Genomic DNA, 16,478 nt, shown 5'->3' with positions numbered 1-16,478 from the left:
AAAACCCGCCTATCGATTGGAGCCGACGGCGGGTTTCCTTATGCCCCTCTTATATACCTCTCTTGCAATCCCCTGTAACTGTATTATAATGAAAATATAAATGGTGCTGTCTGGTGACGGTCAGCCCCATAGTTAGATCAGAATTAACCGCCTAGCCTGGAAGCTTGGGGCGGTTAATTTCTTTTTTGCAAAAGAAGTACCAGGACGATTCACAAAATAAAGTGAGAGTTGTTTCGTTCATGGCCCTCACCAGAACACCAGGTTCCAACCACACAAAAACCCCGCCGGTTACCCGGCGGGGTTTTGTCTGCTGCCATCAACCTTCGATGGCAATGTATTTCTTGTTGTCCACTTTCCTGGCTTCCTTCTTGGGAATGCTCAATTGAAGGATACCGTTCTCGTATTTGGCCTTCACGTCGGCTTCGGTGACACCTTCGCCCACAAAGAAGGTCCGAGCGCACTGGCCAACAGCACGTTCACGACGGATGTACTGACCTTTCTTGTCTTTTTCATCCTTGTCCACACCCTTGCTGGCACTGATGGTCAAATACCCTTCCTGCAGCTGTGCATGGATTTCATCCTTCTTGAAGCCCGGCAGATCGATATCCAGTTCATAATGGTCACCCACATCCCGTACATCGGTCTTCATCATATTTCTGGCGTGTTTCCCGTACAGCGGATTCCGCATGGAGAACACATCATCAAAATCATCCATCAGATCATCAAACAGGTTATCATTGAAAACACTGGGCAGTAACATAAGCCATTCCTCCATTCAATCTTGGCCTTGAGGGTCAGCTTTTGAGACTACCGAAAGGCTTCCGGATTCCCGGGGTTCCGCAAGGGAGCCCGTCCTCCAACGTTCCAGGTTCCTTACGGGAACCCTTCTGTGGGTCTTTCCTTCGTCCGACTATTATAGTAGCACAAGTTGTTAGCACTGTCAAGTATTGAGTGCTAAAAAGTCAAAGATTTTTTGACTTTTTTTGAGACTCCCGAAACGTATGATTTCTATTTTCTAATTTGAGACTGCAATTAATTTGCTGTAATTTTTCTTTACGAGTATTTGTTTTCCATGATATAATTTTCGTACTGTTTCGTAATTTTATTTTTTGATCTTGAAAGGAGATCCTATGACCCGATCCAAGCCCCAGCTCCCTGCCCTGCTCCTGGCCGCACTGGTGAGCACCACCGTCTGGGCCGGCTCTGCCTCTGCAGAAAAAGGAGTGACCCTGTACGACCATCAGCACCGCGAAACTCGCACCACGACCCGGGAAAGCAGCACCACCCATACCCAGTCCTCCACCACACGCACCCACAGCTCCAGCAGCGTTTCTGTGGACAGGACCGGCACTGCTGAAATCCTGGGTTCCTGGCTGCTGCCCAACCCCCATCGGAATCTACCGAAACTGCGAAGCGTTTCCCCCCGCCATGTTCCGCCGACGATCCGTTTTGCCGTCAAGGCTCCCAACGGCAAATGGGGCATCGTGGACGAAAACGGCAGGACCATCCTGGAACCCCGTTACCAGTCGGTAACCAGCTCCGGCACCGTACTGGCGGCCATGGAAAAGGGCCATGCAAAGCCGGCCACCTTCAATCTGGACGGAAAACCCGTCCCCCCTCCGGAGGCCACCCCCGGCCTGTACCCTTTCAAGGAAAAGAACCGCTGGGGCTTCAAGGATGAGAAAGGCAACATCATGCTGACTCCGGTCTATCGAGCCATCGTCACCGATTTCCGGGAAGGCATCGCCTTTGTAGTGGACGACAAAGGCAAACAGGTGGCCATCGACGAAAAGGGAACGGTCCTGTTCGCCGCCCCCTACGACGAAATCTCCCCCTTCCAGGACGGTCTGGCCGAAGTACGGCGCCATGTGAAGCGCTTCAACTGGGCCAGTCTGGCCAGCCTGACCCTGGCCAACGTTTTCTGGCACAATGGCTGGTCGTATGACCCCTACACCGACGGCCCTCTGGATATGGCCTGGGACGGGCAGAAGCGGGGGTATCTCGACACCCGGGGCCGGGAAGTCATCGACAGCCACAACGACGCCGTCTACCCCATGACTCCCTGGGGCACCTTCGTGCAGGATAAGGGCAAAGTCTGGTTTTCTGACCGGCAGGGCAGGGTCATTTTCGGTCCGGGAGATTACGACATCACCGGCGGTTCCCTGGATGAAATCGCAGGGCTGGCTTCCGTCAAGGAAAAAACCTCCGGCAAATACGGCATCATCGATCTTTCCGACGGGTCCCTGCGGCTGCCCTTTGCCTGGGACGCCATCGTCTTCCTGGGCGGAGACCGGTTTACAGTGAAACAAGGAAAAAGCACCCAACTGGTGGATGAAACCACCGGCAGGGTGCTGCAGAGCTGGGACACGGACGTGATGTTCACGCCTTTCGGTGCCGGAGCAGAAGTCACCTGGCTGAAAGGGAATACCTGGCAACTGGTGGACAGGGCCGGAAACGTACGGGCCCAGCTGCCCAAAGCTGCTCTGGAACAGGTCTCTCCTTTCCAGGGAAAAGTTTCCGTCGTCAAGAGCAACGGACAATGGGGCTTGCTGGACCAGACTGGCCAGTGGGTGCTCCAGGGCATGAAAAAGATCAAAGAAGTATCTGTCGATCCCGGCCAGGCTCCGGCAGGCCAGTCACGCACCCAGTCCATGCAGGGATAGATAAGAGCCAACAGGCATACTGAACTGAACAGTATGAACCCACCACCATGCTTGTGCATGGTTCCCCGCCCTTAAAAAGGGCGGATATCCCTGTTGTCAAGTTGTACCGTTTCAATCTAAAAAAAACATTTCCATCATTAAAACAGGAGGGCTGTGAAATCACAGTCCTCCTGTTCTGTTTTATACAGAAATCTGGCCAATCCTGTCCAGACCTTCTTTCACTGGTTCCTGCCCGGATTCTGTTCCATGGGGCTGCACAATCAGCAGAAGGGTTCTTTACTCCCCATCCTCCACCAGCTTCCGTTTTCCATGGAGGGTCCGCAGATTTCCCGGTTCTCCTTCGTACAGAGGCGAAGCCAGGTCCAATTCCGGTTCCTCCCCGGGCATCCCCTGGATATCCAGCAGATCCACCATCAGGTTGTACAGCAAGTCATTGGTCCAGTACCGGTCCCGATGGGCCTCCAGGGTCTGCCAGGTTTCCGGCCGGTGCCTCCGGAAATCCTCACTGGTCAGGATACCCAGGGGAATATGGGCCATGGTCCAGGTAAATTTGGTGGCTTCGTGGCCCCGGTTCCCTTCCGGATCGTCCCCATGGTCCGAAAAGAAGACCAGTGCCTGGAACCCGGAATACCTGGATACCTTCCGGTAGATTTCCTCCAGCACCCGGTCACTGTAATAGACCGCATTGTCATAGGTATCCACCCGGGACCGGTTGTCCGGATATCTGGCAATCTTTTTGGGATACCGGTCCAGGTATTCCCCATGGCACCCCATTACATGCAGGACGATAAAGGCATTTTCATCCGGCCTGATTTCCGGCAGGGCCTCCACCAGCACCTGGTCGTAATAGGGAGCCTGAAGGTCTGCCATACCACTCCTGTCGTTCTTCCACACCTGGTATTCCGCTGTAGAAGCCATTTCCGCCACCGGCGTGTCATAGCCACCCAGCTTCCGCTGGTTGCTGATCCAATACGTTTTATACCCCGCAGCCCGGGCAGCTTCCAGAAGGGAGTATGCCTCTTTCAGCTTCAGGCTGTTGTACTGGTTTTTCTGGCTCAGGGCATAGGTAAGCACCGGCACCGTATGGGTATGATTGGAATAAGCATGGGTAAAAAGCAGATTTCCCGGTTCCTGTACCATCCGGGACAGCCAGGGTGTATTCTGCCTTCCATACCCGTAGACTCCCATATGGTCCCGGCTTTCCGATTCTCCGATGATCAGTACATACACACCGCCCCGGCCGATTTTCAAATTTCCCAGCTGCTGGAGCCTTTCCATCCGCTGCTGTTTTTCCTGTCCATAGCGCCGATAGTCGTTCAGTACTTCCCGGGTTTCCCGTCCAATCCGAAACGCCGCGTAGTTTTTGGATTCCTTCAGCATATACCCGCATCCAGCCAGAATCGTAGCCAGTCCCACTGCCAGGGAGCGACGAGACAGTCCGGTAGAAAACCTGCCCAGATCGGAGGTACTCCGCAACAGCAGCAGCAAAGCCAGCAGGATGCCGCCCACAGCGCCTCCCCACAGCACCGGATTCTGGTCTCTCAAATACGACAGCGCTTCATTCAGGTTGGTTTGAAACAGGGTCAGCACAATGTCAGCAGACAGCAGATGTCCGCTGACCCCATAGTACCCCCACTGCAGCAGGGGCAGCAAAAGGGCCGTTCCCAGCACCAGGTTTCCCAGGATTTTCAGGAGCCGTTGCACCGGACAGGGGAAGTGATTTCCGGAAAGTCCGCACAGAGATGTACCCCACCAGAAAGTGGCCATTCCTGAAAGACAGGCATCGATAATTTCCCGTCCGTCCAGCCGCTGTCCCACCCACAGCTGGAGCAGCCCCGTAGAAAAGTACAACCCGGCAAAAAGAAAATTCCCGGCCCGCCACACCCGATTCTCCTTCCACAGGACCGTATACTGAAAAGAAAACAGCAGGGCTCCTGTGAGAATGGCCTTTTTGTTGTACGGCCAGTGAGGGATCCCCGGAAGGCACAGACGAAGGGCAAAAAGTACAACGATGAACAGTAAGAAACAGACCACCTGTGAGCGGGTGATGGTACGACCAATGGTACTGCGAATGGTATTTCCCGATAGCATAACTCCAACTCCCTATACTACTGTCTATATGATCCAATTGTTATCTCGAGTATATCACACCCGCTGCCGGAAGTCGATGGAGCCATGTCTCCATGCCAGGACCCTGCTCCCATTCCGGGCATCCGTCTCCGGCCATTGAAAAAAAATTGAAGCGTATCCACAAAAATCCCCTGTCAAAGCGCCCTGCAGGGCAGCGTTTGACAGGGGATCCAAATGTCTGTTACTTTTTATACGTTTCCATGTCCAGCGTTCCCAGCTGGCGGTCCACCATCAGGGCATTGGTCACGGAACCGGCCACGTTGACCATGGTCCGCATCATATCGATGAGGGGATCGATGGCCAGGATGGGTCCGATCAGGCTGAAGGCGGAAGCCATCCCCACCCCGGACAGACTGACAGAGGCACTCATGGTGGCAGTGCCGGGAATGCCGGCAATCCCCAGAGAACCAATGGTCACCACGATGATGCTCATGATGATCATGGATGCATCAAGGGGCGTACCGGTCAGATGGCACACATAGACGATCAGCATGGCCGGGAACACCCCGGCACAGCCCTGCATCCCGGCAGTAGTCCCAAAGCCGGCCACAAAATTGGCCGTACCGGAATCCACCCCCAGTTTTCGGGTCAGGGTCTCCACCGTCACCGGCAGGCACCCGGCGCTGGACCGGGACGTAAAGGCCAGGATCAGCAGCGCCACGCTCTTTTTCAAATAGTGGACCGGCGACAGTCCATGGAGGGACAGGGCAGCCAGCTGGATCAGGAACTGCACGGCCAGGGCCACATACAGGGCCAAAATGAAGGTCCCCACATCCAGGATGCTGGCCAGCCCCTTCTGGGCAATGGTATTGGCCAACAGGGCCACCACGGCCCAGGGCATGTAGTCCAGGATCAGGTCGGTCATGTTCATCATGGCTTTGTGGGATCCATCAATCAGGTTGTGAAGAAAGGTTTCCTGGTCTTTGGCATCTTCCTTCATCCACCAGATGGCCCGTCCCAGGAAGGCCGCAAAGATGACCATACCGATGATATTGTTTTTCACCATGGATTGCACCAGGTTGCCGGGGATCAGGGCCCGCAACGTGGAAGCCACGCTGGTGACTGTTTTTGCCTTGGCCACAGCCGTGCCGCTGGCAGCAATACCCCCTACGTTGAACAATACACCAAAGGCCAGGCCAATGGCAGCAGACACAGCCGTCATGAACAGGGTCACCACCAGGGTCCGTTTCACCAGCCGGCTCATGGATTTCCCTTTTTCCAGGTTGATCACCACATGGGCAATGGAAACGATGACCAGCGGAATGACAATCATCTTAATCAGATCGATGTAGCCGCCCCCGAACAGCTGCAGCCAGTTGGTGGTTTCCCTGATGAACACGGTCTTAGTGGGATCCCCAGGGAAACCGGCCACAGCCTGCATGGCCAGACCCAGCAGAGCACCGGCCACCATACCGATGATCACCACCAGGGAAAAGCTTTTGTGCTGCTTGTGATACAGCACATGGATGCCGAAGAAGATCACGGCCAGCACCGCCAGGAACAGCACGGTCCGCCAGTCGCTGATCATCAGGAAGGAAGTGAAAAATTGACTTTGCATAAATGATTCCAGACTCCTTTTCTACAATGTGTATGGAGTCCATTATATCGTATTTTGGCTGGAATTCATAGCAGGATGCAGGAATTTATCCAACAAAAAAAAGCTGTGAAAAATCATTCACAGCTCCTTTTCTCTCAATAGGCCCGTTTCCCGAAGACCGGATGCACGGTGGGCTTCAGGGTCAGGCGCTTGGCCAGTTCCACAGCCTCCTTCAGGTGCAGGTCCGTCCTGCTGCCGGCCTCCTCGAAAATACACACCGGGTCGTCACTGCCGATTTCGCTGCCCGGCATATACAGATACTGGTCGTTTTCCCGGTCACCCAGGATCACTCCAGCCTTCAATTCTTCTGCCATGATGACTGACATGGGTTTCTCCTTTCTCTGCCCGTCGGCTCCGGTTTTTACAGCCGATACTGCCAGATGGGCGATCTTCTGGTATAATGATACCATAGCTTCAGCAAAGTAGAAAGGATGTAAGCGTGCATGAATAAACCCATTGCCAGTATCGATGTAGGACGGGCAGCCCTGCGCATGGCGCTGACGGCCACCCGGGAAGAAGAGGATCGATTGAAAGAACACCTGCGCCAGCAGGGCTATCGGGCCGCTGCCGTGGATTTCGGGGGCGAATTCCTGCCCAGCATCAAAAAGATCGTAGAACGGGCCGTAGTGGCCTCTGAACGGCAGAATATCGTAACAGACACCCATGTGGGCGCCGGCACCGTAGCCGGAGCAGCCCATGAAGCCCTGGAACAGATGATGGCCAAAGCCATCGGGTTCAACGTGGGCGGCAAGATCGGCATCGCCCGCTATGGGGAACACCTGTGTGTGGCCATCTACATGAGCGTAGGCGTCCTGAACCTGAACGAACTGGGTGTGGCGCTGGCCCACCGCAGCCTGGCCGGGATTGATTGACAGGCCCCGTCTCCATGGCTGGTCCAATCTGTTTCCTGCCAGAAAAACGACCCGTCTCCCCTGTTGGGAGCGGGTCGTTTTTGTTCCAGTCCATTGTCCGAAAGCCGGTTTCCACGGTCACATTCTTTCCGCAATGGCCTGCATGAATTCTTCGCTGTTCACTTTCTTTTTGTCGGGCAGGTCGCTGACGGCCAGCAGGTCGCCGGTCATGACTCCATCCTCGATGGTCTGGATGGTAGCTTTTTCCAGACGATCAGCAAATTCTGCCAGAGCCGGAATATCATCCAGCTGGCCCCGTTTGCGCAGGGCGCCCGTCCAGGCGAAGATGGTGGCCACCGGGTTGGTGGACGTCTTTTCGCCCTTCAGATACCGATAATAATGGCGCTGCACGGTGCCGTGAGCCGCTTCGTATTCATAGCACCCATCCGGGCTTACCAGCACGGAAGTCATCATGGCCAGACTGCCGAAAGCAGTGGCCATCATGTCGCTCATCACGTCCCCATCGTAGTTCTTGCAGGCCCAGATCATACCGCCTTTAGAACGGACCACACGGGCCACCACGTCGTCGATCAGGGTGTAAAAGTATTCGATGCCGGCCGCTTCGAATTTGTCCTTGTACTCGTTGTCGTAAATCTCCTGGAAGATATCCTTGAACCGATGGTCATAGATTTTGGAAACGGTATCCTTGGTGGCAAACCACAGGTCTTCCTTCTGCTCCAACGCGTAGTTGAAGCAGGAATGGGCAAAGTTTTTGATGGATGCATCGGTGTTGTACACACCCTGCAGGATGCCGGCGCCCTTGAAATCCATAATGGTCCTGCGGGTTTCTTTACCTTCTGCATCGGTAAAGAGAAGTTCGGCCCTGCCGGCTCCCGGTACACGGATCTCGGTGTTCTTGTAAATGTCACCATAGGCATGACGGGCGATGGTGATGGGTTTCTCCCAGGTGGGGATCAGCGGATGGATGCCCTTCACCATGATGGGTTTCCGGAACACCGTGCCATCCAGGATCGCCCGGATGGTTCCGTTGGGGCTGGGCCACATTTTTTTCAGGTTGTATTCTTTCACACGGGCTGCATTAGCGGTGATGGTGGCACATTTTACAGCCACACCGTATTTTTTCGTAGCCAGGGCAGAATCCACCGTCACCTGGTCATCGGTGTCGTCCCGGTGTTTCATGCCCAGGTCATAGTATTCGGTCTTCAAATCCACATAGGGAAGGATCAGGATGTCCTTGATCATCTTCCACAGGACACGGGTCATTTCATCCCCATCCATTTCCACCAGCGGAGTCTTCATCTGAATTTTATCAGCCATGGTACAGTCTCCTCTCACAAACAGATATTTTCCCAAAGAGCCCAAGCCAACAAAGCCGCCCTTTTTCAACAAATCCATCATAGCACAGAGAAAAGAGAAAGAAAAATAGCGAATTGCCAAAGGCTGCTATCGGCATTTCTTATACCAAAAAGGGGTGTGAAAAAATGCTTTTTCACACCCCTCACTAGTCACTAGTCTCTAGTCACTAGCCGATGGAAGCCAGCTGACGCTAGCGAAATAAAGGCGCTGTGAATGATTTTTCACAGCGCTCTTTCCTTCACAAGTCACTGACCATGACTTACCAGTCGCTGTTTATCCCTTGAACGCATCCGTCAGCGGCGGAACGATCTGTTTTTTCCGGCTCAGGACTTTGGGCAGATGGTAATGGCCATCGGCTTCTGCTTTGCCGAAGGCTTTGTCCAGGATGTCCTTGTTCTTGCCGGCCCACAGCAATTCAGTCACTTCGTCCATAATGTCGGTGACCATCAGCAGGGTGGTATCGGCTTCGCCTTTATCCACCATGGCCTGCAGGGATTTCTGCAGTTCCGGCCATTTGGCTTTGGCTTTTTCACCGTCCATGACGTTCACCTGGGCCACAGTCACTTTGCCCTGGGGGAAGTCGAATTCCTTCATATCCCCGTGGGTGATTTCGTCAGCGGTCATGGAGTTGATGGCGCTGCCGGCCTGGAGCATATCCAGGGCATAGCCCTGGGGATCGGCGATGCCGGCAATCTTGGCCAGGGCACCGGCGGCTTCCTTATCCTTTTCCGTGGTGGTGGGAGACTTGAAGTACAGGGTGTCGGAGCTGATGGCAGAGAACAGCAGGCCTGCGATTTCTTTGGGCAGGTCCACTTTGTTTTCCACAGCCACATTGTACAGGATGGTGGCCGTGCACCCTACGGGCTGCATGCGTACCAGCAGCGGATTGGCAGTCACGATGCCGCCCAGCCGATGGTGGTCGATGATTTCCAGCAGGTTGGCTTTGTCCAGGCCATCCACAGCCTGGGCCATTTCATTGTGGTCCACCAGGATGATGTTCTGGCCTTCTTCCACCTTTTCCACCAGTTCAGGAGCGGAAACTTTCCAGTAATCCAGTACGAACTGGGTTTCCGGGTTCACTTTGCCGGCCCGGCAGGCGGTGACTTTAGCGCCCAGACGGGTCTTGATGTAGGCATAGCTCAGGGCAGAGCAGATGGAGTCGGTATCCGGGTTCTTGTGCCCGGTGATGATGGTGTTTTCCATGAAAGGCATCTCCTTCGATTTTACTTATATTTTACTATTATACCATATTTTAGATTTCCCGTGTCCCCCTGAAAGGGGGAAAGGACCCGCCTGCGGGTAGGGGGTTAGCACACCGGACAACCGGCAGCAGACGGTGTTACTCGCAGGGTCGGTGTAAAACCTATCCACCATTGCGCTGATGCGCAACGGTCCCCCTTCCCTTTCAGGGAAGGACAAAAGATTTGTGTCCCCCTGAAAGGGGGAAAGGACCCGCCTGCGGGTAGGGGGGCTCACATCCGATCATTGACCCCTCCACCAGCCATTCGGCTGGTCCCCCTCCCCTTTCAGGGGAGGACAAGGGAAGTTAGGGTTTGGCGAAGCGCGCTATGAGACGATGGCTCTGGTGGTATCCGTCCATGGCGGCACTCATGATGCCGCCGGCATATCCGGCCCCTTCACCGGTGGGATACAGCCCCGGACAGTTTACGCTCTGCCCGTCCTCTCCCCGGTTGATGCGCACCGGTGCCGATGTGCGGGTCTCCACCCCGATCATGAGACCCTTCCGGCCGAAGCCCGGCAGGCGATGTTCGAATGCCATAAGCCCGTGTTCCAGGCTGTCAGTGACAAAATCGGGCAGCACCTTCCGCAGATCCGCCGCCACCAGACCAGGGCGGTAGCTGGGTTGGAAATCCACTTTCAAATCCGGTACGGTGTGTTCCAGGAAGCTGCGGCTGGTCTGAGCCGGGGCCCGGTAATCCCGGCTGATGCTCCAGGCCAGGTGCTCGTATTTCCGCTGGAACTCCATCCCTCCCAGGGGCCCTTCCGGGAAATCCGCCGGGTCCACGCTGACCACCAAGGCGCTGTTGGCCAGGCCCGTATCCCGTTTAAAGGGACTCATGCCGTTCACCACCAGGCCTTCCTTCTCGGAAGCAGAAGCCACCACCTGTCCCCCCGGACACATGCAGAAGGAATACACGGCCCGACCGGTTTCTTTGTCATGATAAATCAGAGCATAATCCGCGGCCCCCAGCCTGGGATGACTGGCGAAAGGCCCGTACTGCGCCCTGTTGATCAGGGACTGGGGATGCTCGATCCGTACCCCGATGGCAAACGCCTTGGCCTCCAGGTGCACGGCCCGCTGCAGCAGGGCTTTGTACGTGTCCCGGGCACTGTGGCCGCAGGCCAGGATCACTGCGTTGGTATCCAGCCAGTCACGGCCATTCAGCTGGACTGCCACAAGACCCCTGCCCGGATCCACCCGGAAATCCGTCACCTGGGTCTCGTAGCGGATTTCCCCGCCGGCCTGTTTGATCTGGCTGATCAGCCCGGTGACCATGAGCCGAAGTTTGTCCGTACCCACATGGGGCTTCTGTTCCGTCAGGATTTCCCGGGGCGCTCCGGCGTCCACAAAGGCCTGGAGGATGTGCCCCATGATGGGATCGTTCACCCGGGTGGTCAGCTTCCCGTCCGAGAAGGTCCCGGCGCCGCCGGCCCCGAACTGCACATTGCTCACCGGATCCAGTTTCCCGGTCTTCCAGAATGTCTCCACATCCTTCACCCGGTGCTGCAGATCCCGTCCCCGCTCCACCACAAGAGGGGCATATCCGTTCCTGGCCAGCTCCAGGGCAGCCACCAGGCCCGCCGGTCCCAGTCCAATGACCACCGGACGGCCCACAAGGGGTACCGACCCCGGCTCCACCGGAGGCAGCGTTTTTTCTTCCCACAGGCTCACCTGGGGATCTTTCAACAATTTTTTCACAAGGCCTGCCGGACCCTCCAGCCACACCTTTACATGGTACACGAAGCAAATGTTATTCTTTCGCCGGGCATCCACGGCCTTGCGCAGCACCTGTACCCGCTTCAGCAGGTGGGCCGGCAGCTGGTACTTTTTGGCCACGATCTGCTCCAGGCTGTGGTGGCTTTCCAGCCCCACCCGGATGTTATTGATTCTGATCTGTGTCGTCATTCTTGCTCTCCTGCTGACTCCTGGAATCGCTGGCATTCTGCAGGGTGATCTCCACCAGGACACTGTGCTGGTCAGCCAGCACCTGGTCCGGGATCTGCAGAGGCATCTTCAGTTCCACATCACTGGTAATGTTGTTCAAGACGATGGGAGCCGTCAAGATCTGCTTAATGCCACCCAGCACCTTGGGTTCGGCGGTCAGGCGCACGCTGCTGGGCGTGATCTTGACCTGCTTCAGGCTCACCCCGTCGGGCAGTTTGCCACTCAGGTTGGCCTTCACCGGAAAATCGTTGGTCCCCAGCTGGCGCACGATGGTCACCTTAGCCTTGACCTTGCCGGGAACCACCTTCACATCATACATTTCCCGTCCGGCCTTGTCCACGGCCACGGCAGTGGCATCCGCCGTGAAGTTCCTGTCATGATGGCTGATATCCACCATCACCATCACCTTGTCCACCTGGGAAATCCGGCCGCTGGCCCCGCGGATGGTCACACGGGTGGGGTTCAGATCCATCTGGCTGACGGTGACCCCACTGTTGGGAACCCCTACGATCCGTGGTTCTACGCTCATGGTCTTCTCCGCCACCGTATCGGTCTCCAGCTGGATCAGGCTGGGAGAGATCTCCGTCACTTCCCCCATGCGCACAGAAGCCTGTACATTGTATGTATTCCGGCCCTTGGGCGCGTCTGTGAAATCGATGAACGCCTTTACGTCCCCCTCACCCAGCTGGGCAATCTGAGACCGGGTACCGCTGACCTTTACACTCACTGTGTCGGGCAGCTCCTTCACCACCATATCGTCGGACAGGTTCTGGGCCACCAGGGGGACCTGGTATACCTTGGTGGTGATGGGATTCTGTTCATTCATGACATACACCCACAGGATGCAGGCGCAAACCACGGACATAATCCGTACAAACCAGGAATTGCGGTTGGGAGCCTCGTTATTTTTCAGCATGGTCCTGGCCCCCTTTCTCGTTCTTGTCGGTCGTCTTATGGCCCTTCATTTTGGCCAGCAGGGCATCCTTCCAGTTCAGCATGGGCTGCTTCATCACCGGCCGCAGCAGATCCTTCACATCCTGGTGGGTCAGATACCGCTGCAGGGCACCGCCCCGGGCCAGGGAAATGGTCCCGGTCTCTTCGCTGACCACCAGGATCAGGGCATCGGTCTGTTCAGAAAGGCCAATGGCCGCTCTGTGCCGGGTTCCCAGTTCCTGGTTCAGGTTCCGGGCCTCGGTCAGAGGCAGCAGACAGCTGGCCGCAGCGATGCGGTCGCCCCGGATGATCACGGCTCCGTCGTGGAGGGGGGTATTGGGGATGAAGATGTTCTCGAACAGAGCCGTACTGATCAGGCCGTCGATGGGAATGCCTGTTTCGATGTAGTCATCCAGGCCGGTTTCCCGCTCGAACACCATCAGGGCCCCGATCTTATTCCGGCTCAGGTCGTCAGCGGTGGTAGCCACGGCCTCCAGCATATTCTCCACCTGCAGCTCGTTCAATACGGTGCTGCGACGAAACAACTTGCCCCGTCCAATCTGTTCCAGAGCCCGGCGCAGTTCCGGCTGGAACACAACGGGAAGGGCGAACATGACAATGGTCATGAATTTCTCCAGCAGCCAGTTGATCACGTACAGGTTCAGCCATTTGCTGACCAGCATGACCACCAGCAGCATCAAGAGTCCTTTCACCAGGGATGCAGCCCGGGTGTTTTTCAGCATTTGATAGATTTTATTCAGGAAAAACGCCACCACCAGGATGTCGATCACATCCAGGAAGGTGATGGTGTGGATCAAGCCAAAGATATGTCCTCCCATATCAGGTACCTCCTGTTTTTTTGACTCCTATCATTATATGCTATTTTCCCGGAGAGATGCAATCATCCGGGGGAAAACCGTGGTATACTTAAAATCATCAAATCTGTAAAAGAAAGGAACCTGTCCTATGGATATACTCGCTCTGGCCCGCGCCGAGGCACCGGAAACCGTACGCCTGCGCCGCCATTTCCACCAGCAGCCCGAACTGAGCTGCCGGGAAGTCAAGACCATCGCCTTTCTGGAAGGCTATCTGAAAGACCTGGGGATCCCCACCACCAATGTGCCCGACGGAGGGCTTCTGGGGATCATCGACAGTGGCAAACCCGGCAAGACCCTGCTCATGCGGGCAGATGTGGATGCCCTGCCCATCCAGGAAAATCCCAGGAACCTGAAACAGGCCAAGCTGTGCGTGTCGAAGGTGCCCGGCGTATCCCACGCCTGCGGCCACGACGGCCACATGGCCATGCTGCTCACCGCCGCCCGGATCCTGGCAGCCCACAGGGAAGCCTTCACAGGCAGGGTGATCCTGTGTTTTGAACGGGGGGAAGAAGAAAGCGGGGATATCCAGAACCTGCTGCCCTACCTTGTAAAGGAATCCGGTCTTTCCATCGACGGCTGCTATGCCACCCACGTGCGGTGGGATATGCCCGCCGGCACCGTCTCCATGACCCCCGGGGCCGTCATGGGCGGCGGCTGCTCCTTTGTGGTGAAACTGGAGGGGACCTTCGGCCACGGAGCACGGCCCGACCTGGCCAATAACCCCATGGACTGCTTCTGTGATCTTTACCAGCAGCTGAATGCCTTCCGCATGCGAAAGGTGGATCCCTTCCAGTGTCTCACCTTCTCCCTGGGTTTCGTCCACAGCGGAGAACGGTACAACGTCATTCCTGACAGCCTGGAATTTGGGGGTACGGCCCGGTTCTTCAGCTATGAAAACGCCGGTGAACCTTTTATCCGGTTCCTGAAGGAAGCCCTGGACCATACAGCGGCTCTGTATCACTGCAGGGCCACCATCCAGCACATGCCGGAAGCCCTGTTCGAAGCCCGGAACAACACCGCCTGTGCGGAGCTGGGCCGGAAAGCCATTGTGGAAGCCCTGGGTCCCGCTGCCCTGAAGGATCCCCAGCCCTGGATGGCTTCGGAATCCTTTGCCCTGTTCCTGCAGGAATACCCGGGCGTACTGGCTTTTACCGGGATTGCCAACCCGGACCTGGGCTGCGGAGCCAATCATCATACGCCGGAATTCGACATGGATGAACGGGGGCTCACCTATGGTGCTGCCATGGGAGTGGCCTATGCCCTGGCCTTTTTAAATACGGACTTTGACCCGAAATTCACCCCCAATCCGGAACCGGTGGAACGTCTGGCAAAGAGGAACATTTAAAAAAAGCTGTGAAGAAATGCCTTCTCATTTCTTCACAGCTTTTTTATTCCTTTGGATTCCTCATCCATTCTTCCTCCAGGTCTTGGGATAGAACAGGATCAGTATGGGCAGAAGTTCCAGCCGGCCGGCCAGCATATCGAAGGTCAGGATCAGCTTGGCCGGATTGCTGTACAGGCTGAAATTCCTGGCAGGACCCACTTCCGCCAGCCCCGGTCCAATGTTGTTCAGCGTAGCTGCCACAGCAGAAAAATTGGTTTCAAAGCTGAAGTCATCCAGGCTGATGGCCAGCACCGACAGGGCAAAGATCAGGAAATAGGTGATCATAAAGATGAATACGGAATTCAGCATCTGCCGATCCACCAGTTTGCCGTCCATACGGACCCTCTGCACCCCGTGGGGATGGAGCAGCTGCTCCAGTTCCAGCTTCACCGACTTGCATACCAGCACCACCCGGCTCACCTTCACCCCGCCGCCGGTACTGCCGGCGCAGGCCCCGATGATCATGATCAGCAGCAGGATGGCCTTGGAGAAACTGGGCCACTGGTCGAAATCCACTGTACTGTACCCGGTGGTGGTGATGATGCTGCCCACCTGGAAGAAGGCTGCCCGGAAGGTCTGCTCCCAGGTGGCGAACTGACCATGGATCTGGACAGCGATGGCTACCCCGGCCGCCAGGATGATCCCGATATAGGTCCGCACCTCTTCCATACGGCACGCTTCCCCCACTTTTTTCAGCAGGAACAGGTAATAAAACGAAAAGTTCACGCCGAAAGCAATCATGAATACGGTGACGATCCACTGCTGGACCGGAGTATAGCTGGCACAGCTGTCATTCAGGATGCCGAACCCCCCGGTCCCCGCCGTCCCGAAGGTGATGCACAGGTTGTGGAACCAGTTCATGCCGGTGGCCGCCAGCAGGGCAATCTGCACCAGGGTCATGCTCAGGTAGATTTTATACAGTACCATGGCCGTATTCCGCACCCGGGGCACGAATTTGGAAACGTCCGGTCCGGGGCTCTCCGCCCGCATCAGGTTCATCTGGGTGCCGCCGTTGCCGGGAATCAGCATCAAAATGAACACCAGCACTCCCATCCCCCCGATCCAGTGGGAGAAACTCCGCCAGAACAGGCTGGTACGGGACAGGGCCTCCACATTGTCCAGGATGGAGGACCCGGTGGTGGTGAACCCGGACACAATTTCAAACAGGGCGTCCACATAGCTGGGGATTTCACCGGTGAGTACAAAAGGCAGGGCCCCGTACAGGGAAAGCAGCAGCCAGGAAAGCCCCACGGCCACAAATCCCTCCCGCTGGTAGATGGCCTGGTTGGGAAGTTTCCTCCGAGAAGCCAGAAGACCCACTGCAATGGCCAGGATTGCCAGCGCAAAGTACACCATCCCCTGGTCTTCCCCGAAGATCAGGGAGATGATACAGGGCAGGAGCAGCAGTACGCCCTCCGTACACAGGAGCCAGGAAAGCACCCGTGCAATGACAGGATAATTCATGAATAAGACTCCTT

At 56.1% G+C, this 16,478-nt stretch carries 13 protein-coding genes; 3 read left to right on the top strand and 10 right to left on the bottom strand.

The window, feature by feature from the left end:
* Positions 1 to 316: 316 nt before the first annotated feature.
* A complete protein-coding gene (locus BQ5462_RS05140; RefSeq protein ID WP_071142342.1) occupies positions 317 to 760 on the bottom strand; it encodes an Hsp20/alpha crystallin family protein in 444 nt (147 codons plus the stop codon).
* A gap of 370 nt (positions 761 to 1,130) precedes the next feature.
* Here BQ5462_RS05140 and BQ5462_RS05135 point away from each other — a divergent pair, with 370 nt between their 5' ends.
* Positions 1,131 to 2,663, top strand: a complete 1,533-nt coding sequence (locus tag BQ5462_RS05135; protein WP_071142341.1) for a WG repeat-containing protein — start codon at positions 1,131 to 1,133, stop codon at positions 2,661 to 2,663.
* Between the two features lie 276 nt (positions 2,664 to 2,939).
* Here the strand turns inward: BQ5462_RS05135 and BQ5462_RS05130 are convergent, their stop codons facing one another.
* The 3 genes from BQ5462_RS05130 to BQ5462_RS05120 all read right to left on the bottom strand — a co-directional run bounded on the left by BQ5462_RS05130 (position 2,940) and on the right by BQ5462_RS05120 (position 6,800).
* Positions 2,940 to 4,754 (bottom strand): phosphoethanolamine transferase, encoded by a 1,815-nt coding sequence (locus BQ5462_RS05130; RefSeq protein WP_071142340.1) that lies wholly within the window; start codon positions 4,752 to 4,754, stop codon positions 2,940 to 2,942.
* Between the two features lie 220 nt (positions 4,755 to 4,974).
* Positions 4,975 to 6,351 (bottom strand): cation:dicarboxylate symporter family transporter, encoded by a 1,377-nt coding sequence (locus BQ5462_RS05125; RefSeq protein ID WP_071142339.1) that lies wholly within the window; start codon positions 6,349 to 6,351, stop codon positions 4,975 to 4,977.
* A 134-nt stretch (positions 6,352 to 6,485) separates the two neighbouring features.
* Positions 6,486 to 6,800 (bottom strand): hypothetical protein, encoded by a 315-nt coding sequence (locus tag BQ5462_RS05120; protein WP_235819577.1) that lies wholly within the window; start codon positions 6,798 to 6,800, stop codon positions 6,486 to 6,488.
* 33 nt (positions 6,801 to 6,833) lie between these two features.
* Between BQ5462_RS05120 and BQ5462_RS05115 the strand changes: the two genes are divergently transcribed.
* Positions 6,834 to 7,262, top strand: a complete 429-nt coding sequence (locus BQ5462_RS05115) for a HutP family protein (protein ID WP_071142337.1) — start codon at positions 6,834 to 6,836, stop codon at positions 7,260 to 7,262.
* A gap of 117 nt (positions 7,263 to 7,379) precedes the next feature.
* Here the strand turns inward: BQ5462_RS05115 and BQ5462_RS05110 are convergent, their stop codons facing one another.
* The 5 genes from BQ5462_RS05110 to cdaA all read right to left on the bottom strand — a co-directional run bounded on the left by BQ5462_RS05110 (position 7,380) and on the right by cdaA (position 13,577).
* Positions 7,380 to 8,579, bottom strand: coding sequence for an NADP-dependent isocitrate dehydrogenase (locus BQ5462_RS05110; protein WP_071142336.1), 1,200 nt, complete (start codon positions 8,577 to 8,579; stop codon positions 7,380 to 7,382).
* Between the two features lie 312 nt (positions 8,580 to 8,891).
* Positions 8,892 to 9,821, bottom strand: a complete 930-nt coding sequence (locus BQ5462_RS05105) for a manganese-dependent inorganic pyrophosphatase (RefSeq protein ID WP_071142335.1) — start codon at positions 9,819 to 9,821, stop codon at positions 8,892 to 8,894.
* A 343-nt stretch (positions 9,822 to 10,164) separates the two neighbouring features.
* Entirely contained in the window at positions 10,165 to 11,766 is a 1,602-nt protein-coding gene (locus BQ5462_RS05100) for an NAD(P)/FAD-dependent oxidoreductase (protein ID WP_071142334.1), read from the bottom strand.
* The gene (locus tag BQ5462_RS05095; RefSeq protein WP_071142333.1) at positions 11,741 to 12,721 is read right to left on the bottom strand and encodes a CdaR family protein; all 981 of its coding nucleotides are present in this window, start codon (positions 12,719 to 12,721) and stop codon (positions 11,741 to 11,743) included. Before BQ5462_RS05095 ends, BQ5462_RS05100 begins: the two co-directional genes overlap by 26 nt.
* Positions 12,708 to 13,577, bottom strand: a complete 870-nt coding sequence (gene cdaA / locus BQ5462_RS05090; RefSeq protein ID WP_071142332.1) for a diadenylate cyclase CdaA — start codon at positions 13,575 to 13,577, stop codon at positions 12,708 to 12,710. Before cdaA ends, BQ5462_RS05095 begins: the two co-directional genes overlap by 14 nt.
* A 127-nt stretch (positions 13,578 to 13,704) precedes the next feature.
* On the opposite strand from cdaA, the gene BQ5462_RS05085 reads away from it, so the two are divergent.
* The gene (locus tag BQ5462_RS05085) at positions 13,705 to 14,961 is read left to right on the top strand and encodes a M20 metallopeptidase family protein (RefSeq protein ID WP_071142331.1); all 1,257 of its coding nucleotides are present in this window, start codon (positions 13,705 to 13,707) and stop codon (positions 14,959 to 14,961) included.
* 60 nt (positions 14,962 to 15,021) lie between these two features.
* Here the strand turns inward: BQ5462_RS05085 and BQ5462_RS05080 are convergent, their stop codons facing one another.
* Positions 15,022 to 16,464 (bottom strand): TrkH family potassium uptake protein, encoded by a 1,443-nt coding sequence (locus BQ5462_RS05080; protein ID WP_071142330.1) that lies wholly within the window; start codon positions 16,462 to 16,464, stop codon positions 15,022 to 15,024.
* Positions 16,465 to 16,478: the final 14 nt, after the last annotated feature.

Origin of the sequence: Acidaminococcus timonensis (assembly GCF_900106585.1) — a bacterium.
Taxonomy (GTDB): Bacteria; Bacillota; Negativicutes; order Acidaminococcales; family Acidaminococcaceae; genus Acidaminococcus; species Acidaminococcus timonensis.
Note: the sequence above shows the minus strand (reverse complement) of the source record. Positions and strands in the feature narration are given on the sequence as shown.

Coding starts and splice junctions, on each gene's coding strand:
- BQ5462_RS05100 (WP_071142334.1), bottom strand. CDS start 11,766: ATGACGACACAGATCAGAATCAATAACATCCGGGTGGGGCTGGAAAGC.
- BQ5462_RS05105 (WP_071142335.1), bottom strand. CDS start 9,821: ATGGAAAACACCATCATCACCGGGCACAAGAACCCGGATACCGACTCC.
- BQ5462_RS05125 (WP_071142339.1), bottom strand. CDS start 6,351: ATGCAAAGTCAATTTTTCACTTCCTTCCTGATGATCAGCGACTGGCGG.
- BQ5462_RS05140 (WP_071142342.1), bottom strand. CDS start 760: ATGTTACTGCCCAGTGTTTTCAATGATAACCTGTTTGATGATCTGATG.
- BQ5462_RS05115 (WP_071142337.1), top strand. CDS start 6,834: ATGAATAAACCCATTGCCAGTATCGATGTAGGACGGGCAGCCCTGCGC.
- cdaA (WP_071142332.1), bottom strand. CDS start 13,577: ATGGGAGGACATATCTTTGGCTTGATCCACACCATCACCTTCCTGGAT.
- BQ5462_RS05135 (WP_071142341.1), top strand. CDS start 1,131: ATGACCCGATCCAAGCCCCAGCTCCCTGCCCTGCTCCTGGCCGCACTG.
- BQ5462_RS05080 (WP_071142330.1), bottom strand. CDS start 16,464: ATGAATTATCCTGTCATTGCACGGGTGCTTTCCTGGCTCCTGTGTACG.
- BQ5462_RS05095 (WP_071142333.1), bottom strand. CDS start 12,721: ATGCTGAAAAATAACGAGGCTCCCAACCGCAATTCCTGGTTTGTACGG.
- BQ5462_RS05120 (WP_235819577.1), bottom strand. CDS start 6,800: ATGGTATCATTATACCAGAAGATCGCCCATCTGGCAGTATCGGCTGTA.
- BQ5462_RS05130 (WP_071142340.1), bottom strand. CDS start 4,754: ATGCTATCGGGAAATACCATTCGCAGTACCATTGGTCGTACCATCACC.
- BQ5462_RS05110 (WP_071142336.1), bottom strand. CDS start 8,579: ATGGCTGATAAAATTCAGATGAAGACTCCGCTGGTGGAAATGGATGGG.
- BQ5462_RS05085 (WP_071142331.1), top strand. CDS start 13,705: ATGGATATACTCGCTCTGGCCCGCGCCGAGGCACCGGAAACCGTACGC.